General features: G+C 56.0%; 24 protein-coding genes, 1 tRNA gene and 1 riboswitch. Of the genes, 15 read left to right on the top strand and 10 right to left on the bottom strand.

The features are described 5' to 3' along the window. Nucleotides 1–302: 302 nt before the first annotated feature. From AB4Y96_RS13745 to AB4Y96_RS13735, 3 genes are all read right to left on the bottom strand, one after another. Nucleotides 303–1,670 carry a phosphatase PAP2 family protein gene (locus tag AB4Y96_RS13745; RefSeq protein ID WP_441918060.1) on the bottom strand — a complete coding sequence of 456 codons (1,368 nt, stop codon included), beginning with the start codon at nt 1,668–1,670 and terminating at the stop codon, nt 303–305. A gap of 109 nt (nt 1,671–1,779) precedes the next feature. Further along, on the bottom strand, nt 1,780–3,180 hold the full coding sequence (locus tag AB4Y96_RS13740) for a glycerophosphodiester phosphodiesterase family protein (protein WP_441918058.1): 1,401 nt from the start codon (nt 3,178–3,180) through the stop codon (nt 1,780–1,782). Nucleotides 3,181–3,344: 164 nt separating this feature from the next. Next, nucleotides 3,345–4,397 (bottom strand): NAD(P)H-dependent flavin oxidoreductase, encoded by a 1,053-nt coding sequence (locus tag AB4Y96_RS13735; RefSeq protein ID WP_441918056.1) that lies wholly within the window; start codon nt 4,395–4,397, stop codon nt 3,345–3,347. Between the two features lie 99 nt (nt 4,398–4,496). On the opposite strand from AB4Y96_RS13735, the gene AB4Y96_RS13730 reads away from it, so the two are divergent. After that, complete coding sequence (locus tag AB4Y96_RS13730) at nt 4,497–5,402, top strand: LysR family transcriptional regulator (protein WP_441918054.1); 906 nt, start codon at nt 4,497–4,499, stop codon at nt 5,400–5,402. 20 nt (nt 5,403–5,422) lie between these two features. On the opposite strand, the gene AB4Y96_RS13725 is transcribed toward AB4Y96_RS13730, so the two are convergent. Both AB4Y96_RS13725 and AB4Y96_RS13720 read right to left on the bottom strand, forming a co-directional pair. Further along, a complete protein-coding gene (locus AB4Y96_RS13725) occupies nt 5,423–5,797 on the bottom strand; it encodes a VOC family protein (protein WP_441918052.1) in 375 nt (124 codons plus the stop codon). A 203-nt stretch (nt 5,798–6,000) separates the two neighbouring features. Beyond that, nucleotides 6,001–6,091, bottom strand: a tRNA-Ser gene (locus tag AB4Y96_RS13720). 372 nt (nt 6,092–6,463) lie between these two features. Between AB4Y96_RS13720 and AB4Y96_RS13715 the strand changes: the two genes are divergently transcribed. The 3 genes from AB4Y96_RS13715 (at nt 6,464) to AB4Y96_RS13705 (ending at nt 8,891) form a co-directional block, all read left to right on the top strand. After that, nucleotides 6,464–6,787, top strand: a complete 324-nt coding sequence (locus tag AB4Y96_RS13715) for a hypothetical protein (protein WP_091879017.1) — start codon at nt 6,464–6,466, stop codon at nt 6,785–6,787. A gap of 247 nt (nt 6,788–7,034) precedes the next feature. Beyond that, nucleotides 7,035–8,033 carry a BMP family lipoprotein gene (locus tag AB4Y96_RS13710; RefSeq protein ID WP_091879016.1) on the top strand — a complete coding sequence of 333 codons (999 nt, stop codon included), beginning with the start codon at nt 7,035–7,037 and terminating at the stop codon, nt 8,031–8,033. 118 nt (nt 8,034–8,151) lie between these two features. Continuing rightward, nucleotides 8,152–8,233: riboswitch (ZMP/ZTP riboswitch) on the top strand. Between the two features lie 22 nt (nt 8,234–8,255). After that, nucleotides 8,256–8,891: a LysE family translocator gene (locus AB4Y96_RS13705; protein ID WP_441918051.1), complete on the top strand. Its 636-nt coding sequence runs from the start codon at nt 8,256–8,258 to the stop codon at nt 8,889–8,891. Here the strand turns inward: AB4Y96_RS13705 and AB4Y96_RS13700 are convergent, their stop codons facing one another. From AB4Y96_RS13700 to AB4Y96_RS13690, 3 genes are read right to left on the bottom strand one after another with little or no spacing between them, the layout of a single operon-like run. Next, on the bottom strand, nt 8,892–9,347 hold the full coding sequence (locus AB4Y96_RS13700; protein WP_441918049.1) for a GNAT family N-acetyltransferase: 456 nt from the start codon (nt 9,345–9,347) through the stop codon (nt 8,892–8,894). 12 nt (nt 9,348–9,359) lie between these two features. Continuing rightward, complete coding sequence (locus tag AB4Y96_RS13695) at nt 9,360–9,569, bottom strand: SlyX family protein (RefSeq protein ID WP_091879011.1); 210 nt, start codon at nt 9,567–9,569, stop codon at nt 9,360–9,362. 11 nt (nt 9,570–9,580) lie between these two features. Further along, on the bottom strand, nt 9,581–10,753 hold the full coding sequence (locus AB4Y96_RS13690) for an iron-containing alcohol dehydrogenase (protein WP_441918148.1): 1,173 nt from the start codon (nt 10,751–10,753) through the stop codon (nt 9,581–9,583). 159 nt (nt 10,754–10,912) lie between these two features. Between AB4Y96_RS13690 and AB4Y96_RS13685 the strand changes: the two genes are divergently transcribed. Genes AB4Y96_RS13685 through deoA form a run of 7 tightly spaced genes read left to right on the top strand, consistent with a single transcriptional unit; the run spans nt 10,913 to nt 17,635 of the window. After that, entirely contained in the window at nt 10,913–12,445 is a 1,533-nt protein-coding gene (locus AB4Y96_RS13685) for an ABC transporter ATP-binding protein (RefSeq protein ID WP_091879010.1), read from the top strand. After that, complete coding sequence (locus tag AB4Y96_RS13680; protein WP_441918046.1) at nt 12,442–12,996, top strand: cysteine hydrolase family protein; 555 nt, start codon at nt 12,442–12,444, stop codon at nt 12,994–12,996. The genes AB4Y96_RS13685 and AB4Y96_RS13680 overlap by 4 nt, the downstream gene beginning before the upstream one ends. After that, complete coding sequence (locus AB4Y96_RS13675) at nt 12,993–14,138, top strand: ABC transporter permease (RefSeq protein ID WP_441918044.1); 1,146 nt, start codon at nt 12,993–12,995, stop codon at nt 14,136–14,138. The genes AB4Y96_RS13680 and AB4Y96_RS13675 overlap by 4 nt, the downstream gene beginning before the upstream one ends. Continuing rightward, a complete protein-coding gene (locus AB4Y96_RS13670; RefSeq protein WP_441918147.1) occupies nt 14,138–15,109 on the top strand; it encodes an ABC transporter permease in 972 nt (323 codons plus the stop codon). Before AB4Y96_RS13675 ends, AB4Y96_RS13670 begins: the two co-directional genes overlap by 1 nt. Before the next feature lies 1 nt (nt 15,110). Continuing rightward, nucleotides 15,111–15,518: a cytidine deaminase gene (locus tag AB4Y96_RS13665; RefSeq protein ID WP_091879006.1), complete on the top strand. Its 408-nt coding sequence runs from the start codon at nt 15,111–15,113 to the stop codon at nt 15,516–15,518. Beyond that, a complete protein-coding gene (locus AB4Y96_RS13660; protein WP_441918042.1) occupies nt 15,515–16,315 on the top strand; it encodes a purine-nucleoside phosphorylase in 801 nt (266 codons plus the stop codon). Before AB4Y96_RS13665 ends, AB4Y96_RS13660 begins: the two co-directional genes overlap by 4 nt. A gap of 6 nt (nt 16,316–16,321) precedes the next feature. After that, the gene (gene deoA, locus AB4Y96_RS13655) at nt 16,322–17,635 is read left to right on the top strand and encodes a thymidine phosphorylase (RefSeq protein WP_441918146.1); all 1,314 of its coding nucleotides are present in this window, start codon (nt 16,322–16,324) and stop codon (nt 17,633–17,635) included. Between the two features lie 177 nt (nt 17,636–17,812). Here the strand turns inward: deoA and upp are convergent, their stop codons facing one another. Continuing rightward, nucleotides 17,813–18,439 carry a uracil phosphoribosyltransferase gene (gene upp, locus AB4Y96_RS13650; protein ID WP_091879003.1) on the bottom strand — a complete coding sequence of 209 codons (627 nt, stop codon included), beginning with the start codon at nt 18,437–18,439 and terminating at the stop codon, nt 17,813–17,815. A 67-nt stretch (nt 18,440–18,506) separates the two neighbouring features. Beyond that, nucleotides 18,507–19,490: an adenosine deaminase gene (locus AB4Y96_RS13645; protein WP_441918041.1), complete on the bottom strand. Its 984-nt coding sequence runs from the start codon at nt 19,488–19,490 to the stop codon at nt 18,507–18,509. A 116-nt stretch (nt 19,491–19,606) separates the two neighbouring features. On the opposite strand from AB4Y96_RS13645, the gene ubiE reads away from it, so the two are divergent. From ubiE to AB4Y96_RS13625, 4 genes are all read left to right on the top strand, one after another. Continuing rightward, on the top strand, nt 19,607–20,383 hold the full coding sequence (gene ubiE, locus AB4Y96_RS13640; protein ID WP_091879000.1) for a bifunctional demethylmenaquinone methyltransferase/2-methoxy-6-polyprenyl-1,4-benzoquinol methylase UbiE: 777 nt from the start codon (nt 19,607–19,609) through the stop codon (nt 20,381–20,383). Nucleotides 20,384–20,391: 8 nt separating this feature from the next. Continuing rightward, on the top strand, nt 20,392–21,969 hold the full coding sequence (gene ubiB / locus AB4Y96_RS13635) for a 2-polyprenylphenol 6-hydroxylase (RefSeq protein ID WP_441918040.1): 1,578 nt from the start codon (nt 20,392–20,394) through the stop codon (nt 21,967–21,969). Between the two features lie 68 nt (nt 21,970–22,037). Further along, a complete protein-coding gene (coaBC, locus tag AB4Y96_RS13630; RefSeq protein ID WP_441918038.1) occupies nt 22,038–23,456 on the top strand; it encodes a bifunctional phosphopantothenoylcysteine decarboxylase/phosphopantothenate--cysteine ligase CoaBC in 1,419 nt (472 codons plus the stop codon). Continuing rightward, a complete protein-coding gene (locus tag AB4Y96_RS13625) occupies nt 23,453–23,965 on the top strand; it encodes a GNAT family N-acetyltransferase (RefSeq protein WP_441918037.1) in 513 nt (170 codons plus the stop codon). The genes coaBC and AB4Y96_RS13625 overlap by 4 nt, the downstream gene beginning before the upstream one ends. Nucleotides 23,966–24,015 lie beyond the last annotated feature (50 nt).

The following is a 24,015-nucleotide window of genomic DNA, read 5'->3' as shown; positions in this document are numbered from 1 at the left end:
GTTCCAGATCGTGGCTCGCATCGTCTGGCTCTACTCTACGGGCCGTTCAGTCTAAGCCTGCGTGCGGTTGGGGAGATGACGCTGAGGGGCATTCATGGTCTTCTGCGAGACAATCCTCCGTATCAAATGCATGGTCCCAAACATGCCCGCCGCAAACCTAGCAATGTAATGGATAAGACAATGTTTGCCCCTTGATGAACGCGTCGCGCATCAAGGGGCAGATATGCAGGGATATGACGCACGTCCGATCAAGACCGTTGGTGCTTGACGAAATTCGTCACCTGGAAAAATAACGACTAACCTTACTGTACCTTCTTGCGTTCAGACAGCTCCATCGCAGCCAAAGATGCCGCATATAGATTGAGCCGCGAATAGACGCCAAATGACGAGCCATTATCCAGGAAACCGCCGCCAGGACCTTCGGTGGCCGTCAGGATCTGGTTGGCTTCTTCGAGTGTCAGGGACGGGAATGCCGTGGTCAGCAGGTAGCCGGCCTCGGGTGCCAGTTTATTGACGTCCTCCTTCACACCAAAATTCTCCGGATAGACGACAGGCAGGCCATAGGTCTGCGTGGCATCATAGGCCGACTGGTTTATGGCAGGGTCACTGAACCGGCTCGTATCGTCGTGCGCACAGGAGCGAATTTCGGCACCGCAGCCCGCCTTGAGTGCCTCGGTCAATTCGGCTTGCGCTGTTTTCACCGCCGCCTGATAGTCCTTGATGACAGGAGCATTCTTCAGAGTTTGCCCTATATAGGCGCTGTCATTGGCAAGCAGATGCGCCAAATCGTAGGTTGCGAGGGTGCGTCCTGCGAGAACATCCATGGCATAATGCGCACCCATGAGGATGCGGTCATTACCGTATTCCGATGCGCGCGTTATCATTTGCGGGTATCTCTGCGGCACCAGCACGGCCAGCAGAATGGACCCCATATAGCCGTAAGTCGTATGCCCGCTGGGGAAAGAAGGGCTGTCGGTCAGGTTCATGACCGGTCCGCGATTGTAGACGGTATTGTTCGCCGGTACGCCAAGATAGTCCCGGCCGATGATAGCGAGAGTCTGTGGCTGCGTCTGGAAAGGACGAGAATCACCAAAGGCATCGGCTCCGGGACTACCGGCTGGGCGGCCGTAATTGGTGCCGAAAACATCAACGCTGCCGCCAATCTTCTGCAGGATTTCCAAGGCTTCCGCCGAGACCGGATTCTTGCCATCCGTCGTGGTGTTCGCGAAGAAATACTTTCCCGAATTGGAGTCGGGGGCCGTCGTCGCGTTGGTGTAGGCGATCAGATCTGCCACGGCCTGCGACACATTCGTAAAATGCTCACGATCCTGATAATGCGCGCGCGCCACATAGGCTCCGCCCAAGGTGGTGCCAAGTCCATCTGCCAGCTGGGCCAGATTGCCATCGGTGATGAAGGCGTCTTTGAGTGCTTGCTGTTGTTGTTCGGTAAAGGGCAACAAAGTCGCCTGACGAATGTCGCCTGTCTGTATTCCGCCTGTAACAGCGTAGTTCGAAGACAATGCTGCTTTGCCATTTGCCGATTTGCCCAGCACGGTCAGCGGCGAAAGTCCTTTCAGGACAGCAATATTGGATACTGTCTGAGCCTCCGCGTGGGTCGCAGATATCAGACCAAGCCCGAGGCTGATGATGAATAAATTAAATATACGCAAGGCTAAACTCCTATGGGATGTAGCTTTGTCAAACCCTTGACGATGGTTGACGTGGCTCGGAGGTTGAAATTCATAATTTGTAAATGGACGCTATTCCTGGTCAAGCTGCTTATTGCAATCCCGGTTCCTGCAGGTAAGTGACGCGCGCACTCACCCCGGTGGGTGTGAAGTCGGTGAAGACGCCATCCACGCCCAAATGAAAGAACTTGAGATATTCGAGGCTGGGATCGCCGTGGTAATCGGCGGCCAGATATTTCTTTTCGTTCCGAAAGGTGAAGACATGCACGAATAGACCAGCCTTATGTGCATCGGCGATCAGGCTGGTGGCATCTTGAGTCGAGGCTTCGGGCGTTGATCCCTTGAAAGGCGTGCCATCTGCGTTGGTCTCTTTCCATGGCGAGATCTTGAGAGGCACGATCTGAGGTTTCCACGGGCCGATGCCGTCGGCATAGGTCTTGATCTCAGCGAGGCCTTCGGGGGTCAGCATGGCATCAAACCAGCGCGGATCGCCGGAGACTGTCCAGTCGAAAGGGCGGGAATTGGTGATGTCGTCATAGAGAACTTTGCCGGTTTTGAAATCAACGCCGTCGCCATCAATAAGCTGGACCAGTCTGGTCTGCAGTCCGTGATCATGCATATATTTCAGACTGCTTGGTTCAAAACTCTGCACCAGAATCGGTGCGTCCTTTGAATCGAGGGCGTTATCCTTGATGATCTTCATCACGGCGTCCTCAAGCGGGCGGCTACCCGGCGCTCCGCAACCATTGGCGATGGCCTGCGCATTGTTCCATGTCGGATTCTTGGTTTCCGGATAGACGGCGATCGCGCGACCGGTTTCCTTGGCCTTTGCCTTGGCGATATCGATGATCTCCTGAAAGCTGAGGACCGGGAATTTGCCATTGAAAACCTTTGGTCGTTCATTGGCTGCGTCAAAAGTCGTACCGGCAATCCAGTTCTTCAGTTCCGCCATGGTGAAATCGGTAATCGACCAATCATCGGTGTGGTCTTCGCCATCAACGATCAGGGATTTCAGCACCGATTTGGCATCCGCCGGATTGGTGAGATCGGTGAGATATTCTGCTGGCCCGCTGGTCGGAGTTTGCGCCCACTTCACCTTAACCGGGACACCCGGCACCGTGCGCTTGCGGGCCGCAACATCAGGATTGCTCTTTGCCACCTCAGCGATGTTGGTATTGTCGCTCAACCATGGATTATGGCGTGCAACCAACACGCAATCCTTGGTCAGATGCAAGTCCTCTTCGAGGGCGTCTGTTCCCAGAGCCGCAGCAAGATCATACGACGCCTCGGTCTCTTCCGGTACCAATCCGGGCAAGCCGCGATGTCCGACTATCAGCGGGGGCTTACCATCCAGAGTTGGGAAAGTTTTTTGGCTCACGGCAGCGGAAGCGCTTTGCGCCTCGGCCGCTCGCTGGGTATTCAGCGCAAAAACCACCGAGCACAACAGTGCGAAACCGGTCAGCACTTTCGACCCCGCGAGAATATACTTCATGATCGCGTCTCCAATCCTGCCGATGCCATGGCTCTGAGCACCTCGAAATCCGCGGCCGCACCAACGCCTTTTCGCCTTCTTATCGCAACTATCTGACAAGTGGATGACCATCCGGGAGATGCAGATGCAGGCTACAGAACGACTTGACCATCGAGGCAAAGCAATCAATGACCCGCAGCTTGCAACTCATCGGCAAGAACTTTTACCAGCTGTGCGGCGGGCAGTTCGCGCGCCATTGGCGCTCCCTGGCCAGCCCACTGGGCGGCAAACTCGTTGTTGCCATGTTTAGCCGCGCCAGCATGAAGCCGCTTTGCAAGGTCATATGCTACCGGATAGGGCGCGGGTATCGGGCTTCCGGCCGCCTCGCAATACGCAATGAAACGGTTGACAATGCCCCGCGCCGGGCGTCCTGACAGAACCGACGTCAACCGCGTGATAGTGGCTCGGTCACTCTTGAGATATTCCCGATAACTGGCATTTGCTGCGGATTCCGGGCATAGGATGAATGCTGTTCCGAGCTGTGCAGCAGTCGCTCCCAGATCGAGCGATGCCCTGATGCCTGCGCCATCCATGATCCCGCCTGCCGCAATCACGGGCAAGCTGGTCCGGGTGACAAGCAATCGGACGAGAACCGACGTACTCAGCCGCTCGTCCACCTCTTGCGGGTCGAAAATGCCGCGATGGCCGCCAGCTTCAATTCCCTGCGCCACTATTCCATCAATCCCGGCTCCCTCAATCGCTTTGGCTTCGGACAGGCCGGTCGCAGTCGCCAGCATCTTGATACCGGCTTTGCGGAAAGCAGAGATCTTGTCGGGGCTAGGCAAACCAAAATGAAAGCTTATGACCGCCGGACGTTCATGGAGCAGCATGCGAAACGCATCTTCGTCCGCAAGGAAGGTCTTGTAGATTTCATCCAGCGTAACCGGTGCCTCAATGCCGAATTCCATGAAAAGGGGGGCGAGATATTTCAGCCAATTGGTTTCGACCCCGGCATCCCGGCGGGCTGGCTCATGGCAAAAGACATTCACATTGAAGGGCCGGGAAGTCAGCGCGCGCGTTTCTTCCATCGCCTGACGGGCCTGTGCCACCGTGCTGGCTCCGATCCCGAGTGATCCGAGTCCGCCTGCATTGGAAACTGCCGCAGCAAGAGCGGGAGTGGAAACCCCGGCCATAGGCGCCTGGACAATAGGAAGCTGGACTCCCAGTGCTTTGAGCATGCGCTTACCCTCGTGTAACATATTTCATTTGGAGAATGATTGACTTTAATTCTTATATAAAGAATACATATTAAGAGTTATTCTGCAATGGAGAATTTTATGGACCTTGCATCGCTCGCTGTTTTCCGCGCGGTCGCCCGAGAGCAGAGTGTCACCCGAGCAGCTGAATTGCTGGGTCGCGTGCCTTCAAATGTCACGACCCGAATCCAGCAGCTGGAGGCGGAAATCGGTGTGCCTTTATTCCAGAGAGACAAGAAGCGTATGGATCTTACCACCGAAGGTGCAACCTATCTGGATTATGCAGAGCGCATCCTGAATCTGGCGGATGAGGCGCAGCAAACGGTTAATCCTCTCGAACCGCTCGGTGTCCTGCGCCTCGGTTCGATGGAGTCAACCGCCGCCACGCGTCTGCCCATGCCGCTCGCCGCGTTTAACATGCGATGGCCGCAGGTCACCATCGACCTTTCGACAGCACCAACCCGGCAGCTCATCGACGCGCTCCTTGCTCACCAAATCGACTGTGCGCTGATCGCGGTGCCTGAAGGTGAGTGGTGGCTCGCGCCAAATGTCTTGGATAAGGTTCCGGTATTTCGTGAGGAATTGGTATTGCTGCTGCCGCCGGGGCATCCCGAGATCCAGCATTCGCAAGAGATCAAGCCGCGTGCCCTTGCGGCATTCGCGCCCGGTTGCACCTACCGCATGCTGGCCGAAGAGTGGGCCATGGACTTTGGTTCGAAAAGGACGGCGCTGCGGATTCAGGAAGTGGCGTCCTATCATGCCATGGTAGCGTGTACCGCGGCCGGGTCGTGTTTCTCCATCTTGCCACGCAGCGTGCTCGATCTCGTGCCCGACGCTGCACGATTCACAATCAAGCCGTTGATGCGGGTCGACACATGGGTCGCCAGCCGGCCAGGCTTCGGGACGCCCGCTTTCAAAGAGTTCCGTGAGCTGCTGTTGGAATGCTCCAATCTCGAGGCCACAAATGATGCGGTACGCGTTACTTGAACCGTTTCCGATAAGGCCTATTATGCCGCGGGCACGTGGCAAACCACTTCGATGTTATGGCCATCAGGGTCAATTACAAAGGCTGCATAGTAATTGGCATGGTAGTGCGGGCGCAGACCGGGCGCACCATTGTCTTTGCCACCCGCCTCCAGAGCGGCGCGGTAAAATGCATCGACTTGCTGGCGATTCTCGGCTGTAAATGCCAGATGCAGATGCGCCGGCTTCTCCTCGGATTGATACAGGCATAATGAAGCCTTACCCTCTGGGCTAAGCTCGACGCCATAGGTTGGCGGGCCCTCAGCGATAACAGCGACGCCGAGCGGCTTGAGTGCTTCAAGGTAGAACGCCTTGCTTGCCGCAAAGTCTCTGACTCCGAATTTAACGTGATCAAACATGAGGTTTTCCCGTGCCGTTGCGCGTGTGCAAAGTCCTCGCCCCGTAAGTCAAGGACATTAACACTATGACAGCAGTACGGCTCCTTTGCTACGTTGGCTTGATGGTCGCTGCAACGGCATAGGCGCGTAACACGAAATTTGGCGCAGGTGCAAATGCACTTAAGGCATTGAATCACAATTGAAATAAGGAATTATAGAAGGACTGGCGGAGAGAGCGGGATTCGAACCCGCGTTACGCTTTTGACGTAAACACACTTTCCAGGCGTGCGCCTTCAACCACTCGGCCACCTCTCCGCAGATCGTCCGGCATGGGGCCGGTCGGGTTGGTCATTCTCAGCCGGAAAAACCGGCTCAGGAGCACCGTCAACCATCGGTCACTCAGTCTTTGGAATTTGCGCGAGTCACTTGAAGATGGTTAGCCAACAACGACCCCGTGCGGCGCGCACTATAGTCAGAACAAGCACTTGTTCAACACCTATTTCAACATAATTGCGCTTTGACGCATTTTCATGTGTTTGCCTCTGAAATTGTTGGGAATTTTCAGGGAAATTTCACATTCCGGGATCAGACTATCGCCAAATCCGCATTCAATCGGGCAATGTTCCGCGCTAGAATGCGATTTTTGCGTTGCCGGAGCGACGTTGAATGATGATTTTGGAGAGTGATGTGATCCGACCCGTTTTGAGGCTTTTCGCCTATATAGCTCTTGCCATGGCGATCATCGCGGCGGTTCTCGATGCCGCCCGGTCTGTCGGCGCGTCCCATCTGGTCACCACATCCTTGCGCGAAAGCTGGCAATCCCTGTCTGCTTCATCGCTTACCCTCGTTGAAACCTACTTCAACGCTCATCTTTATCCCATTTTGTGGAATCCCCTGATGCTTTGGGTGCTTGAAACCCCAACCTTCGTTGTTTTCGCCATTCTGGCTTTTCTTCTATATGCGCTGGGATATCGCCGCGAGAACCGGGTAGGGCGCTTTGCGGCCCGTTGAGAGGGGTGAGCTAGGGTCTATCCCATATGGATATTCCTGTCCTATTCCACAGGGAAAATCCATTTAAGCCTCTGTTAAAATTGTATTATTCTTTGATATTTGACCGGGAGGCAAAATTCCGCGTGAATTTTGCCCGGAGCCGTGCAAGATTGCTTTTTGGGGCGGCCATAATGGGATAGGTCGCAACGAATTCCGGAACCAGCAGAATGTTGGTCCTCGTTAACAAAATCCAGAGGGTTGGTATCAAATGAAGCGTATTGTTCTTGGTCTGCTGGCTGCCACAGCCATGTCCGTTTCGGCCTATGCTGCGGACAATAAACCTGCCTTGATCTTCGATCTCGGCGGCAAATTCGATAAATCCTTCAATGAGGCTGCGTTTCACGGCGCGGAAAAATACACCAAGGAATCCGGTGTAAAATTCCGCGAGTTCGAAATCCAGAATGAAGCACAGCGCGAGCAGGCTCTGCGCAAATTCGCTTCCGATGGCAATTCGCCGATCGTGATTGCCGGTTTCTCCGCCGCTGCGGCGATTGAAAAAGTATCGACGGAATTTCCCGATACCAAGTTCGTCATCATCGATGCTGTCGTTGACAAGCCGAATGTGCGCTCGGTTGTCTTCAACGACAATGAAGGTTCTTATCTTGTCGGCGTCATCGCCGCCAAGTCGTCGAAAACAGGCACTGTCAGTTTCGTTGGCGGTATGGACGTTCCATTGATTCGCAACTTCGCCTGCGGCTATGTCGGCGGGGTCAAGGCAACCAATCCGGATGCCAAGGTTATCCAGAACATGACTGGCGATACACCTGCTGCGTGGAATGATCCTGCCAAGGGCGGTGAAATTGCCAAGTCTCAGATCGATCAGGGTTCGGATGTGATCTTCGCTGCGGCTGGCGGTACCGGCATCGGTGTATTGCAAAAGGCTGCTGATCTGAACAAGCTCAGCATTGGCGTTGACTCCAACCAGAACGGCCTGCATCCGGGCAAGGTTCTGACCTCCATGTTGAAGCGTGTCGACGTTGCCACCTATAACGCTTTCAAAGATGGTGCGGATGGCAAGTTCACAGCGGGCGTCAACGTTCTCGGCGTCAAGGAAGGCGGTGTTGACTATGCCGCAGACGAAAACAACGCCAAACTTCTGACCGATGATGTCAAGAAGGCAGTGGAAACCGCCAAGGCCGACATTATCTCGGGCAAGGTCAAGGTTCATAACTACAACACGGACAATGCCTGCCCTTACAAGGGCTGATTTTCTGCCCTTACAAGGGCTAATTCTCTAATCATTTGACGAGCCGCCGGTTGCATGACCGGCGGCTTTGTTTTTGCCACCAACAGTTGCTTGTCTTCCCGTCGAATTGTGAGATTATGCCCACCTGCGCAACTGGCGCATTGAGATGGGGCACCATCGGGAAGCGCAGATTTAAAACGCCGCGCGCCTGGGCAGCTTGTTCCAATCCAAGGAGGATGCCCTATGTCTGCAACAGCCGTTTTCTTCAGTATTCTTGGCGTTCTGCTGCTGGGAGCCATGAGCCCCGGCCCGAGCTTTGTTCTCGTTTCCCGTATCGCCATCACCTCGCCGCGCCTGCATGGACTTGCGGCAGCGCTTGGCATGGGCATTGGCGGTACGATCTTCAGCTGTCTTGCCGTTCTGGGGCTGACTGCTTTGTTGATGCAGGTCGAATGGCTTTATCTGATCCTGAAAGTGGCTGGTGGAGCCTATCTGGTTTATGTCGCCATCCGCATCTGGAACAGCGCTTCCGAGCCCTTGGTTTTGCCGGGAACCGGCGCGCGCATGTCCGTGACCCGGTCTTTTTCGTTTGCGTTGATGACACAGCTGAGCAATCCGAAAACGGCAATTGTTTATGCCAGCCTGTTTGCAGCACTTTTACCAGCCAATGCGCCCCTTTGGCTTTTGCTCGCCCTGCCGCCCATGGTGTTTCTCATTGAAACGGGCTGGTACATGTTCGTCGCCACCATGTTTTCGACGGCCAGAGCCCGCGCTACCTATGCCGGTTTCAAGGCGTGGATTGATCGTGGTGCGGGGGCGGTTATGGGTGCGCTCGGCTTGAAGCTGATTGTGGAAGCATTCAAGGCGCACCGGATCTGATCAAAGATTGCGGTTGAGAATCGTCATACCCTGATTTTCACCGGCAAGCTCTTCATGCGGTTGCCAGCCAACGGACCGGTAATAATCGGGTTTGTCCGTATAGAGGTATAGTTCTTCGTGGCCCTGACTTCTGGCGGCTTCTTCCGCAACTGCTATCAATTGCTTTCCAATGCCTTTGTTGCGGAAGGCGGGGGCAACGTAAAGGCTGGCAAGCCATGGCGTCAGATGTTCGTGGCTGTCCAGATCATTATCGATCAAAAGCACAAGGCCTGATGGTATCCCGGATACGAGTGCAACAAACGCCTTTTGCCGGCTATCCGGATCGAGCATGGGCATCAGGGCGTCGACCGTCTGCTCCATGGTCCTGCCATAGGCCTGCCCCCATTCATGGAAATTCCAGCGTGCGCACACGGGAACAAGTTCGGGACGATTTTCCAGAGGTTCAACAGTGATCATTGGGATTTGTGCCTACCAGTGGGGTGGTTTGGTCACCGGAACGTCCGGCGCAGTTTGCTCTTCCAGAACGAGGAAGCGGTCCGTCAAGGCATCAAGCTTGCGGCGCATACCCTCGATCACCCTCCATTGCTCGGCAATTTGGGTGGAAAGCTCCTCAATGGTCTTTTCCTGTTCCGTCACAAGAATTTCAAGCTTGGTGACGCGGTCCGTATCAGCAGTCATCCCTGTCTCCGTTACCAGGCCGTTCTATAGATCGCCAAGGCATCGGCCTCGGTCACGTCGCGTGGATTGTTGACCAGAAGCCGCCCCTGTTTCATGGCATCAGTAGCCATGAAGGCCAGATCGTGTTCACCAATGCCAACATCCCGCAACCGGGTCTGAAGCCCGAGTTTTGCCGAGAGTTCGGCCAAGCGATCAATAAACCTGTTGCAAATGAGCTGTATTCCCCCGCTCATATTGATATCTGCAAATGCATGAGGTGCCAGTGCTGCATAAAGCCCCGCCGCCCCATTTGTGGATTCGGCGGCGTTGTAACGCAGCACATGGGGCAAAACCAAGGCATTGGACAAACCATGCGGCACATGGAACGTACCACCGATGGGATAGGCGAGGGCATGGACGGCGGCGACGGGCGAATTGGCAAAGGCTTGTCCTGCCAGCATTGAACCGAGCAGCATGGCTGAACGCGCAGCCTTGTCCTTGCCGTTAAAGACCGCCGTTTCGATGTTCGCCCCAAGCAGGCGCAGCGCTTCCACAGCAAGTGCGCGTGAGACAGGATTATTATTGGCATTCTTTGACGCGTAGGCCTCAATGGCATGCACCATGGCATCAATACCGGTGGCTGCGGTAACATGCGGCGGAAGCCCGAGGGTAAGATCAGGATCAAGCAAAGCCACGTCCGGCAGGATCAGCGGTGACGACACGCCGCGTTTTTCGCTGCCGCCCACGGTAATAATGGAGACGGGTGTCACCTCGGAACCCGTTCCCGCCGTGGTTGGGATCAGTGTCAGTTTCAGGCGCGGGCCTTTGGCGTTTCCAACGCCCCAGGCGTCATCGAGATTCTCATTGGAGCCTGCCAGCAGCGCTACCAGTTTGGCCACGTCAAGCGACGAACCGCCGCCAAATCCGAGAACATGGTTCACACTGTTCTCACGGGCCATTTCGACGGCACTTAACAGTGTTTTTAACGATGGGTCCGCTTCCACCTCGCCGAACACCGTGATATCCGCTCCGGCGGCTTGCAGATTGGCAATGGCCGGTTGCGCCAGTCCCAAGGCAAGGATGGTTGCGTCTGTGACGATAAGCAGCCGGTCTTTGGGCTGTATGCGCAGATGGGCGGCGACATCACCGCTGGCGCCAGCCGCAAAGACGATGCGCGGCGTGGTATGGAAGGCAAAGGGAGCAATCTGGTCGGTCATATCAGGAGATTGCCAGAGCAGGGGTAAGCTTGTCGAGAGCCGCGATGGAATGTGAATCGTGTAATTCTTGACTGGAAAGAAAATAATCCCGTGTTAGGGTCGAAAGTTCGAAAAGACGTAAAAAGCTGATCAACAGCGGATGGGGACATGGCAGAATCGGCAATTGAACTTGTGGGGATTGATAAGCGTTTTGGTGCCGTTCATGCCAATCGCGATATCCATTTGCGCGTTGAAAAAGGCACTATTCACGGCATCATCGGGGAGAATGGCGCTGGCAAGTCCACGCTGATGTCCATTCTCTATGGCTTCTATCAAGCCGATAATGGCGAAATCCGCATTAATGGGGCGCCTGCCCGGATCAGCGATCCCAATACCGCCATCGCGCTTGGCATTGGCATGGTGCATCAGCACTTCATGCTGGTGGAAAATTTCACTGTGCTTGAAAATGTCATGCTCGGTGTAGAAGGCGCGCCACTCCTCAAGCGCGGTATCGCCAAAGCCCGTGCCGAACTGAAACGGCTGGAACAGGAATATCAGCTTGATGTCGATCCCGATGCGCTGATTGAAGAATTGCCGGTTGGTTTGCAGCAGCGTGTGGAAATCTTGAAAGCGCTGTATCGCGGCGCGGAAATTCTCGTGCTGGATGAACCAACAGGTGTTTTGACACCCGCTGAAGCTGATCACCTGTTCCGGATTTTGGAGCAGTTGAAGGCGCAGGGCAAAACCATTGTCCTCATCACGCATAAATTGCGCGAGATCATGGCCGTTACCGACAATGTTTCCGTCATGCGACAGGGCTCCATGGTGGCAACGCGCAAGACAACCGAAACAACGGTCGAGGAACTGGCTGAGTTGATGGTTGGCCGCCGGGTGCTTCTGCGGGTGCAGAAAGGCGAAGCCAAGCCGGGTGAGGTAAAGCTGTCGGTGGAAAATCTCACCGTGCGCGACAGTCGCGGCGTTATCATGGTCGACAATGCATCCTTCACCGTCCGGGCAGGCGAGATCGTCGGTATTGCCGGTGTGGCGGGTAATGGTCAGTCGCAGCTCATCGAAACGGTTGCGGGTATTCGCACGGCGGTCTCCGGCCGGGTGCTTCTGGATGGTCAGGTCATCGATATAACAGGTGCTGCTGATCCGGGTGAATTGCGCGATCGCGGTCTCGCCCATGTTCCTGAAGATCGGCACCATATGGGCCTCGTTCTGGCCTTTGAAGAATATGAGAATTCCATTCTCGGTTATCATGATGATCCGCTCTATCTCAATGGACCCTTCCTCGACATTCAGGCCATACAGGCCGATGCCCGCAAGAAGATTGAGAAATACGATATCCGCCCCAGCGATCCGCGTTTGAAAACCGCCAATTTTTCCGGCGGCAACCAACAGAAGATCGTTTTGGCGCGTGAGATCGAGCGTGATCCGGGTGTGCTGATCATTGGCCAGCCGACGCGCGGTGTTGACGTGGGTGCGATTGAGTTCATCCACAAGCGCATCATCGAAATGCGCGATGCGGGAAAGGCGGTTCTGCTCGTTTCCGTGGAGCTGGATGAAATCCGTTCATTGTCGGATCGCATTCTGGTGATGTTCGCCGGTCGCATCGTCGGCGAGCGCGATTCGGATGCAAGCGAAGGCGAACTCGGTCTCCTCATGGCAGGTGTCGAACAGCAGGAGGCCGCAGAATGAGCGTTACGCAGGCGCTTCTTGTGATTGACGTACAACATGCAATCGATGATCCCAAATGGGGTCGCCGTGGCCAGCCCGATGTGGAACAGCATATTGCCCGCCTTCTGGATGCCTGGCGCGAGCGCCGCCTGCCCATTGTCCACATCAAGCATGATTCCACCGATCCGCAATCGCCCTATCGTCCCGGAACCGAGGGCAATGAGTTCAAATCCGAAGTGGCTCCGCAGGTCGGAGAACCGGTTGTCGACAAGCGCACCAATAATGCCTTTATCGGTACTGATCTGATGGACGTGCTCGATGAATTGCAGGTGCGCAGCTTGGTGGTCACAGGTGTCTTGCTGGAGAATTCTGTCGACGCAACGGTGCGCATGGCCGCCAATCTCGGATTTGAGGTGGTCGTCCCGGAGGATGCGGTAGCGAGCATTGATCGCAAGGATCATCAAGGCAAAAACTGGTCTGCCGAAGATGTCCACGCCCTGACGCTTTCCATTCTTGATGGCGAATATGCCAAAATTTCCACTTCTGATGCCATCATTGAGGCCCTGCCATGAGCCAGCCTTTTGCCAAATTGCCCGCATGGGCTGACTACGGCCTCCTGCCGTTGATCAATGTAATCGTGGCGTTTTTCGTTGCAGGTCTTGTTGTTCTTCTGGTCGGGGAAAGCCCAATCGATGCCGCCGTCCTGATGGTCAAGGGCGCCCTTGGCTCCGGCGATGGTATTGGCTACACGCTTTACTACGCCACCAACTTCATTTTCACCGGCCTTTGCGTGGCCGTGGCCTTCCATTGCGGCCTGTTCAATATTGGCGGCGAAGGGCAGGCCTATGTCGGTGGGCTGGGTGTTGCCCTGGTCGGGCTAGGTCTTGGCAATGTACTGCCGTGGTGGCTGACTTTTCCGCTGGCTATTATTGCCTCGGCTATTGTTGGCGCACTCTGGGCTTTCATTCCGGCCTGGTTGCAGGCCAAGCGTGGCTCGCACGTGGTCATCACCACGATCATGTTCAATTTTATCGGTGCCAGCCTGATGGTCTATCTGCTGGTCGGCATTCTGAAAGCACCGGGCACACAGGCGCCGGAAACCCGTGTTTTTGGTCCGGGCGGTCAATTGCCGGATCTTGGTTGGCTGCTCGGTATGTTCGGCCTCAACATGCGCTCTGCACCGCTCAATATCAGCTTTCTCTTGGCATTGGTCGCAGCCTTTGTCGTCTGGCTGCTGATCTGGAGGACCAAGCTTGGCTATGAAATCCGCACCATGGGCCACAGTCCCAAGGCGGCGCGCTATGCTGGTATCAGTGAAGTGCGCATCACGATCGTGACAATGCTGATTTCGGGTGCTCTTGCCGGTATGGCAGCCATCAATCCGATCATGGGTGCACAGCATCGTATGCAGCTTGAGTTTGTCGCGGGAGCTGGCTTCGTTGGCATCGCCGTCGCGCTTATGGGCCGTTCGCACCCGGTGGGCATTGTCCTGGCTGCAATCCTCTTTGGCGTACTCTATCAGGGTGGCGCGGAAATCGCGTTCGACATGCCCAATATTTCCCGCGATATGATCGTGATCATTCAGGGGTTGGTCATTCTGTTCGCCGGAGCGTTGGAGCATATGTTCCGGCCATCTCTGTTGCGTCTTTTCCAGCGTTTGGCCCGGACCAAACAACAAGCGACACCCGCGGTAGCGACAGGAGGGGGACAATGATGGACTTCTTGATAGCAACGGCTCAGGTATTGGATGCAACAGTCCGCCTTTCGGTTCCGCTTTTGCTTGCCTGTCTGGCCGGGCTTTATTCGGAACGCGCCGGTATTTTTGATATTGGCCTGGAAGGAAAGATGCTGGCAGGCGCTTTTGCTGCTGCTGCAACTGCTGCCTATACCGGTTCAGCCTATATAGGTCTCCTTGCCGCCGTGCTCGTGTCCGTCGCGCTTGGTCTGGTGCATGGCTTTGCCTCGATCACCCATCGCGGCAATCAGATTGTATCCGGCATGGCCATCAATTTTATTGCCGCTGGAACAACAGTGATGCTTGGGCAGGCCTGGTTCAAGCAGGGTGGGCGAACGCCGCCGATTGCGGATGCGGCCAGATTCAATGCAATCGATCTTCCGTTTGCAGAGGCATTGCGTGATATTCCGGTGATTGGCCCATTCTATTCCGGGTTCATTTCGGGTCGCCCCCTGCTTGTTTACGTGGCCTTCCTGCTTGTCCCGTTTACCTGGTGGGTATTGTACCGTACGCGTTTTGGCCTTCGTCTGCGCGCTGTTGGCGAAAATCCTGCGGCCGTTGATACCGCCGGTATTTCCGTGCCTTGGTTGCGATACCGGGCCGTTATCTGCTGCGGCCTGCTTTGTGGCATTGCCGGTGCCTATCTCTCTACGGCAGATGGCGCAGGGTTTGGCCGGGACATGACCGCAGGCAAGGGTTACATCGCACTGGCTGCGCTGATTTTTGCCAAGTGGCGTCCGGTACAGGCCATGTTTGCCTGCCTGCTCTTCGGTTTCCTTGATGCTTTTGCCATCCGCAATCAGGGCCATCCTTTGCCATTGATTGGCGAGGTCCCGGTACAGCTGATGCAGGCCCTGCCTTACATTCTCACCATCGTGCTGCTTGCCGGTTTCATCGGCAAGGCAATCCCGCCCAAGGCGGGCGGCGTGGCTTATGTGAAAGAGCGATAGAATGAGTAAAGACCTGTTCGACGCGGCATTTGCAGCAATGCAGAAAGCACATGCGCCCTATTCGCAGTTCCCGGTGGGTGCAGCGGTGCGCACCAGCGATGGCCGCATTTATTCCGGTTGCAACATTGAAGTCATTTCCTACCCGGAAGGTTGGTGCGCCGAAACGACAACCCTGTCGCATTTTGTCATGGGCGGCGGCGGCACAATCACAGACATCGTTGTGGTTGCGGAAAAGAAGGCAAAATGCACCCCTTGCGGCGGCTGCCGCCAGCGGCTTGCCGAATTTGCCGGACCCGATACACGCCTGCATCTTTGTGACAATGATGGCATTGTCGAAACGCTGACCATGCGGGACATTTTCCCCTATGGCTTTGAAGCGGAAGTCCTTGGCAAAGGGAACGCCGCATGATCGCGCCTGCCACCGGAGCTCTTATCCACAAATTGAAAGGCCTTGCCCCGCGTGTGGCAATGGTCCTCGGCTCGGGTCTTGGATCGCTCGTCGATGCGGTCGATGATGCTATCCGCATTCCCTATGCGGATTTGCCCGGCTTCCCCCATAGTGGTGTTTCCGGCCATGCGGGTGAAGTGGTTGCAGGATATCTTTCCGGCAAGCCCGTGCTGATGCTGGCTGGCCGTGCCCATTATTATGAAAAGGGTGATGCCGCAATTATGCGCCCTGTCATGGCAGCACTGGCTGATCTTGGCATTGAAATGCTTGTTCTGACCAATGCCGCTGGTTCAGTGCGTCATGATCTGGCGCCCGGCAGTGTCATGCTGATTGACGATCACATCAATTATTCCGGGCTCAATCCCTTGATCGGCGAGGCTTCGGACCAGCGTTTTGTCGGCATGACGGCTGCCTATGACAAAAAACTCAAGGATGCCTTTGTCATCGCTGCGGGGGAAGTCGGCGAAAAGCTGCCGATGGGTGTCTATATGTGGTTCTCCGGGCCATCATTCGAAACACCGGCGGAAATCCGCATGGCACGCACGCTTGGTGCCGATGCGGTGGGTATGTCCACCGTGCCGGAGGTTATTCTGGCGCGCTTCTTTGGTCTGCGCGTTGCCGCCTGTTCGGTGATTACTAATTACGGGGCTGGTATGACGGGGGCAGAACTCTCACATGAAGAGACCAAGGATGTTGCGCCGAAGGGCGGTGCACGCCTGCAGAAAATCATCCGGGCGCTGGTTCGGGAGATCGGCTAGATCATGTTGCTGCCTCAGGAAATCATTCGTCGCAAGCGCGACGGTCATGCGCTCGATGCTGCGGATATCACGGCTTTCGTTAACGCGATGAGTTCAGGTGCCATCACCGAAGGCCAGGTTGCCGCCTTCGCCATGGCGGTATTCTTTAACGGCATGAAGCGTGATGAGGCGGTTGCCTTGACCCTCGCCATGCGTGATTCCGGCGACATTCTCGATTGGTCCGATTTGCCGGGACCTGCGGTCGACAAACATTCCACCGGCGGCGTTGGTGATAATGTCTCGCTGATGCTCGCCCCCATTGCCGCCGCATGCGGTGCCTATGTGCCGATGATCTCCGGACGTGGCCTTGGCCATACGGGCGGCACGCTCGACAAGATGGATTCGATCCCCGGCTATCGCAGCCAGCCTGACAATGCGCTGTTTCGCAAAGTCGTGCATGAGGTTGGCTGTGCCATTATTGGCCAGACCGCCAATCTTGCACCTGCCGATAAGCGGTTCTATTCCATCCGCGATGTCACGGCGACGGTGGAATCCATTCCGTTGATCACCGCCTCCATCCTGTCGAAGAAATTATCTGCAGGGCTCAATGCACTGGTGCTCGATGTGAAATCCGGCAATGGCGCATTCATGGCGCGCAGCCGCGATGCGGTGGCTCTGGCCGAAAGCATTGTTGCGGTTGCCAGCGGTGCCGGGCTGACGACGACTGCTTTGCTTACCGACATGAACGAGCCGCTGGCGCTTGCCGCAGGCAACGCCGTCGAAGTGCAGAACGCAGTCGACTTCCTGACCGGCGATCTCCGCGATTCCCGCCTTGAAGCGGTGACGCTCGCGCTTGTTGCGGAAATGCTGGTTTCGGCCAAGCTTGCAGTGAGCCCAAAGGCCGCCATGGATATGGCTACGCAAGCCCTGAACTCCGGCAAGGCAGCGGAAGTCTTTGGCCGCATGGTCACAGGGCTTGGCGGTCCGGCAGACTTCGTGTCGCGCGCCCGGCATTATCTGCCGGTTGCGCCGGTGACATTGGAAGTGAAAGCCCCGCAAACAGGATATGTGTCATCGGTAGAAACCCGCGCGATTGGTGTTGCCGTTGTCACGCTCGGCGGAGGGCGCATTCGCCCGCAGGACCCGATTGATCACGCGGTTGGTATCACGGCCCTGCAGCCGATCGGTGCGCGCATGGAACAGGGCGATACTATTGCACTTATCCATGCCCGCGGTGAAACGGATGCACAGACCGCCGCCCGCGCGATCCTCGGTGCTTACGGTTTTTCTGACCGCAAGCCGAGGACTATCAAACCTATTCTAAGGCGGATTGGTGGGTAAAAAGCACATTGCATGAACATCGTGCGTGGTTCGACAAGCTCACCATGAGGCCCTTCGACAAGCTCAGGATGAGGGGCATTTCATTCTGCAACGTAGGCGATTAGCGTTGCATCCTCACTCTCCCTCATGGTGAGCTTGTCGAACCACGCACGATGTTCATCCAATAATGATGCAAACTTACTTCGTGCCGTACATCCGGTCACCGGCATCGCCAAGCCCCGGCATGATATAACCCTTTTCATTCAGATGGCTGTCGATGGCAGCCGTGAATACAGGCACATCGGGGTGGGCTTTGGTGAAGCGCTCTATGCCTTCAGGCGCAGCAAGCAGGCAGAGGAAGCGAATGTTTGTAGCGCCGCGATCCTTCAGCTTCTGGATTGCCGCAATGGCTGAATTGGCAGTTGCCAGCATTGGGTCAACCACGATGATCAACCGGTTGACGATATCCTCAGGCGCCTTGAAGTAATATTCCACCGGCTGCAATGTGTCATGATCGCGGTAAAGACCGATATGCGCGACACGCGCTGCGGGCACCAGATCAAGCATGCCCTCCAGCAGGCCGTTACCCGCCCGCAGAATGGAGGCGAAAACCAGCTTCTTGCCCTCAAGCACTGGCGCTTCCATTTCCATCATCGGCGTCTGGATCTTGATTGTGGTCAATTCCAGATCGCGCGTCACCTCATAGCAGAGCAGCAGCGAAATCTCTTTGAGCAACCGCCGGAAGCCAGCCGTGGACGTATCCTTGTCGCGCATGATGGTAAGCTTGTGCTGAACAAGCGGGTGGGAAACGATCGTAACGCCCATGGGAAAACTCCTACTCAAATTTTATCCGACCTTAACGGCTTGCAACCGATCCCGCAAAGTCTGTGACTCAGGCACTAACAGTTTTGTCGGTATTTAAGCGTTCAAGCAGGCTGTTTTGCGTGGTTTCATCTATATAGGCGGCTTTCAATGCCGTTCTGGTGATCTCAGTCAGGGTGTCATCATCACAACCGAAAAACTCAGCGGCGATTTCATATTCCCGGGTCAGGTCCGTGTGGAAATAGGGCGGATCGTCAGAATTGAGCGTTACGGGCACCCCCGCCTTGGCCAAAACCGGAAAGGGGTGGGAGGGGAAATCCGCGTAAACCTGCAGGGAAATATTCGATCCGGGGCAGCATTCCAGCAGAATTTGTTCATCCGCCAGCCGTCGCACCAGATCCGGATTCTCGATGGCCCGCACGCCATGGCCGATGCGCGACGGCTTTAGAGCATCAAGCGCATTGGCAACACTTTCCCATCCGGAGAGTTCGCCCGCATGCACGGTGATCCCCAGCCCCGCATCGCGCGCAACATTAAATGCCCTGGCGAAATCTTCGGGGTGATGCATGCGCTCGTCTCCGGCCATGCCAAAGCCTGATACCAGTGGGTGCGGGTTGTCGGCAATGTATTTTGCCGCCTGCATCACAGCATCGGGCCCCTTATGCCGCAGGCCCGTGGCGATCATGCGTGATTCGATGCCGGTGGCTGCTTTGGCGCGGTGCATACCTTCCGCCAGCCCTTCGATATAGGCGCGTGGGGACAGACCGGCACTGATGGCATGATCCGTGGAGATGAACACTTCCGAATAGATCGCATCCTGCTTGGCGAGGGACAAAAGGTAGTCTTCTGACAGGTCCGCATAGTCTTCCTCCGTGCGAAACAACGCGGATGCCTGATCATAAGCGCGCAGAAAGGACGTAAAATCGTGCCAGACAAACTTGCCATCGATAATAAAGGCCGAAACATCAGCGCCGTATTTGGCGGCTTTTTTCTCGACAAGGGCGGGCGAGGCGGCGCCTTCGACGTGACAATGCAGTTCGGCTTTCAGCACCATAGGCGGTCTCCATTCAACAAATTTCGCCGCGCGTCGCTTCATCGCGCAACAGACAATAGCCTTCTGCGTTTCAATCTTCTATGCTCCCGCCGCAAAAGAGATCAGCAGGTAGCACAATGAGCCAGCAACGCACCGGTGCCCATGGCGGCATGGAAACATCCTTCGGTTTTCAGGATGTCGGCGACGGAGAAAAGCAGACACGCGTCAATGACGTGTTTCATCGCGTCGCCAAACGCTACGATGTGATGAATGATCTGATGTCCGGCGGTCTGCACCGTGTCTGGAAAGATTCGATGATCGCATGGCTCGCGCCATCCAAAACATCAAACTGGAAAGTGCTTGATGTGGCCGGTGGCACCGGTGATATCGCCTTCCGTATTGTTGAGGCTTCAAACCGCAATGCCCATGCGACTGTTCTTGATATCAACGGATCCATGCTGGGCGTTGGCCGCGACCGCGCCGAAAAGCAGGGCCTTGCCGACAACACGGAGTTTGTCGAAGCAAATGCGGAAGAACTGCCTTTCGAGGACGCGAGCTTTGACGCCTATACAATCGCTTTCGGCATTCGCAACGTGCCGCGTATTGATTATGCTTTGGCCGAAGCTTACCGCGTCCTGAAGCCCGGCGGGCGCTTCCTTTGCCTTGAGTTTTCTGAGGTTGAATTGCCGGTTCTCGACAAGATTTATGATGCCTGGTCGTTCAATGCCATTCCGAAAATCGGCAAGGCTGTCACGGGCGACGCGGATTCCTATCAGTATCTGGTTGAGTCCATTCGTAAATTTCCCCGGCAGGCGGATTTCGCCGAGATGATCCGCACAGCAGGTTTTGAGCGCGTCAGCTGGCGCAATTTTACCGGCGGTATTGCTGCCCTGCATTCCGGCTGGAAGTTGTGACGTTCTGAATGAGTAAGTTTGCAGCAGTATTTCGCCTGATCCGGGCCGGATGGATCATGACGCGCGAAGGCGTTATCTCCGCTTTGCCAGCTGAAGGGCTGAGCGGTCTTCCGGCATTTGGCCATCGTGTGGCGGGGCTACTGGCACGGCGACGCGCCCGCACGGCCCGCCGGTCCGAGCGCATGTCGCGGGCGATCAACAAGCTGGGACCGTCCTATGTGAAGCTCGGCCAGTTTCTGGCGACACGGCCCGATGTTGTTGGCACGGAAGTGGCCGATGATCTGGCGCTTCTGCAGGACCAGCTTGATTTTTTCCCGATGGAAGCATCGGTAAAGGCCATTGAAGGCTCGCTTGGCCGTTCAGTCAATGATCTCTATGTAAGCCTCGGTGAACCAATAGCCGCCGCGTCGATTGCGCAGGTTCACCCTGCCTACGTCAAGGTGAATGGCGAAGACCATAAGGTCGCGGTCAAGGTTGTGCGGCCTGGCGTACGTCAACGTTTCAACAATGATCTGGAAAGCTTCTTCATGGTGGCGCAATGGCAGGAACGTTATGTTCCCGCCACACGCCGCCTGCGTCCCATTGAAGTGACACGCACCCTCGCACAGACCACACGCATTGAAATGGATTTGCGGCTGGAAGCGGCGGCCCTTTCGGAGATCGGCGAAAACACCAAGAATGATCCGGGTTTTCGCGTGCCAACTGTTGATTGGGAGCGCACCGGACGCGATGTGCTGACGCTTGAGTGGATTGACGGCATCAAGATGTCGGATATCGAGGGCTTGCGCGCTGCGGGCTATAATCTCGTTGGTCTCGCCGAAACGTTAATCCAGTCTTTTCTGCGCCACACGCTGCGGGACGGGTTTTTCCATGCAGACATGCATCCCGGCAATATGTTTGTTGACGACAAGGGCCATATTGTTGCGGTGGATTTTGGCATTACCGGGCGGCTTGGCAAAAAGGAGCGGCGGTTCCTTGCGGAAATCCTTTATGGCTTCATCACCCGCGACTATGTCCGTGTGGCTGAAGTGCATTTTGAGGCGGGTTATGTGCCGCATCACCACGATGTGGCTAGCTTTGCCCAGGCAATCCGCGCCATTGGTGAGCCGATCCACGGCCAGCCGGCTGAAACCATTTCCATGGCCAAGCTGCTGACTTTGCTGTTCGAGGTCACCGAGCTTTTCGACATGGAAACGCGGCCCGAGCTTGTCATGCTGCAAAAAACCATGGTTGTGGTGGAAGGTGTCTCCCGCACGCTCGATCCGCATTTCAATATGTGGAAGGCCTCGGAGCCTGTTGTCGGTGAATGGATTCGCCGCAATCTCGGCCCGCAAGGTATCCTTGCCGATGCGCGCGAAGGTGTTGGGGCAATGCTGCATCTTGCCCGGCAGGCACCGGAACTCGTTGCGCGTGCGGATCGCCTGTCCAAGGAAATGGACCGGATGGCAGAACAGGGCTTCCGCTTCGATGATGAGACTGCAAAAGCCATCGGCAAAGCCGAAGCCCGGCACACCCGGTCTGGGCGTGTTGCGCTTTGGGTGATTGCAATCTGCCTTGTCATCATCACTTACGCGCTTCTTTTTTGAGTATATTTGCGCTAATATGATTGCAATGATTGCATTACATGCAGTCTTCTTCTCTGGAGTGCAATCATATGGCCAGCATTACCATTCGCAACCTTGACGATGCCACCAAAGAAAAGTTGCGGCTGCGCGCCGCTGCCCATGGTCGCTCCATGGAGGAGGAAGTACGCCTTCTTCTTGGTGAAATGACGCATGATGTTGCCTTATCCTCCCCCGTCTCGCATCTGCGGTCCGCCCCTTTGTTCAAGGGGGAGGGTAAGAAAAACCCGGCTCAGTTTCTCGCCGAGCGGGATATTCTTCTGATCATTGGTGGCGGCATAGCGGCCTATAAATGTCTTCATCTCATCCGGCGATTGCGTGAGCGCGGTGCACATGTGCGTCCTGTCCTGACCAAGGCAGCGGAAGAGTTTGTTACGCCGCTCTCTGTTGGTGCGCTGGCGGCAGACAAGGTGTTTACCGAGCTGTTTTCCCGTGAGGACGAGCATGATGTCGGGCATATCCGCCTGTCGCGCGAGGCGGACCTGATTGTCGTCGCCCCCGCCACGGCTGATCTGATGGCAAAGATGGCAAATGGCCTTGCCAATGATCTGGCCTCGGCGGTGCTGATGGCGACGGACAAGCCGGTACTCATCGCCCCGGCCATGAATCCAAGAATGTGGAACCATCCTGCAACGAGGCGCAATCGCGCAACCCTTGCAAAGGATGGCATCCGGTTTGTCGGGCCGAACAGTGGCGAGATGGCCGAAAGTGGCGAGAGCGGTGCGGGCCGCATGGCGGAACCGCTGGAGATTGTCGCAGCAATTGAAAAGTTGCTGGATCGCCGACCAAAACCGCTTGCTGGAAAGACCATTGTCATGACGTCAGGCCCGACGCATGAACCCATTGATCCCGTGCGTTATATTGCCAACCGCTCCTCCGGCAAGCAGGGCCATGCCATAGCCGCCGCATTGGCGCAGCTGGGTGCAACGGTGCATCTGGTCTCCGGGCCGGTTAAGATTCCCGATCCCGAGGGCGTCTCGGTGGTGCATGTGGAGTCGGCCCGTGAAATGCGCGATGCCGTGGAACAGTTTCTGCCCGCCGATGCGGCGGTGATGGTGGCCGCAGTTGCGGACTGGCGCACCGCCAACGAGGCTGGGGAAAAGATCAAGAAGCAATCAGGTGAAGCAGCGCCCGCCCTGCAAATGGTGGAGAACCCCGATATTCTTGCTGGGGTCGGGCACAACAAGCAGCGCCCGCGCCTTGTGGTTGGCTTTGCTGCCGAAACACAGGATCTGCTCGCCAATGCTCGCAAGAAGCTCGACAAGAAGGGCGCCGATTGGATTGTTGCCAATGATGTCAGCCACACGACCGGTGTGATGGGCGGTGACCGCAATGCGGTGCGTATCGTTACGCGCTCAGGCATCGAGGAATGGCCCGATATGAGCAAGGAAGAGGTGGCGGAGCGCTTGGCAGCCCGTATTGCTGCGGCATTGCGGACCATCGAAGTATGACTTTCCATATCAGAATGGCCAAGGCTGATGACGCGCTCAATCTTGCGGCCCTATCCACTCAGGTCTGGCTGCACACCTATGCCAAGGCCGGTTTGCGCAATACGCTCTCCCGTTACGTCTTTGCTGCATTTACCGAGAAAAAACTGGCCGCAGAGATCGCGAATGGCGCAAAACAGCTGCTTGTATGCGAGGTCGATGCCTGTCTCGTCGGCTATGTGAAGATTGCATATCGCGCCATCTGTCCGGTGCGTCGGCTTGAGAGCGTCGAAATTGAAACGCTCTATGTTCAAGAGCATTTTTCCGGTCACGGTGTAGGCAGTGCCCTGTTGCAGGCGGCAATGGATCACAGCCGTGCCAAGGGCTGGAATGAGGTTTTCCTTATGGTCAATCTTGAGAACCATCGCGCGCGAACATTCTATGAAACAAGGGCGTTCGAGAGAATTGGCACGGTTGATTTTGCGCTTGAAGATGAGCGTCATGCAAACGCAGTGCTGATCAAATATCTGTAAGCCTGTGCTTATACAATTAGCCATTTGACACTGCGCGCAACAGCCGTCAA

The organism is Phyllobacterium sp. TAF24, assembly GCF_052113785.1.
Lineage (GTDB): Bacteria > Pseudomonadota > Alphaproteobacteria > Rhizobiales > Rhizobiaceae > Phyllobacterium.
This window is presented reverse-complemented; position numbering and strand designations above follow the sequence as displayed.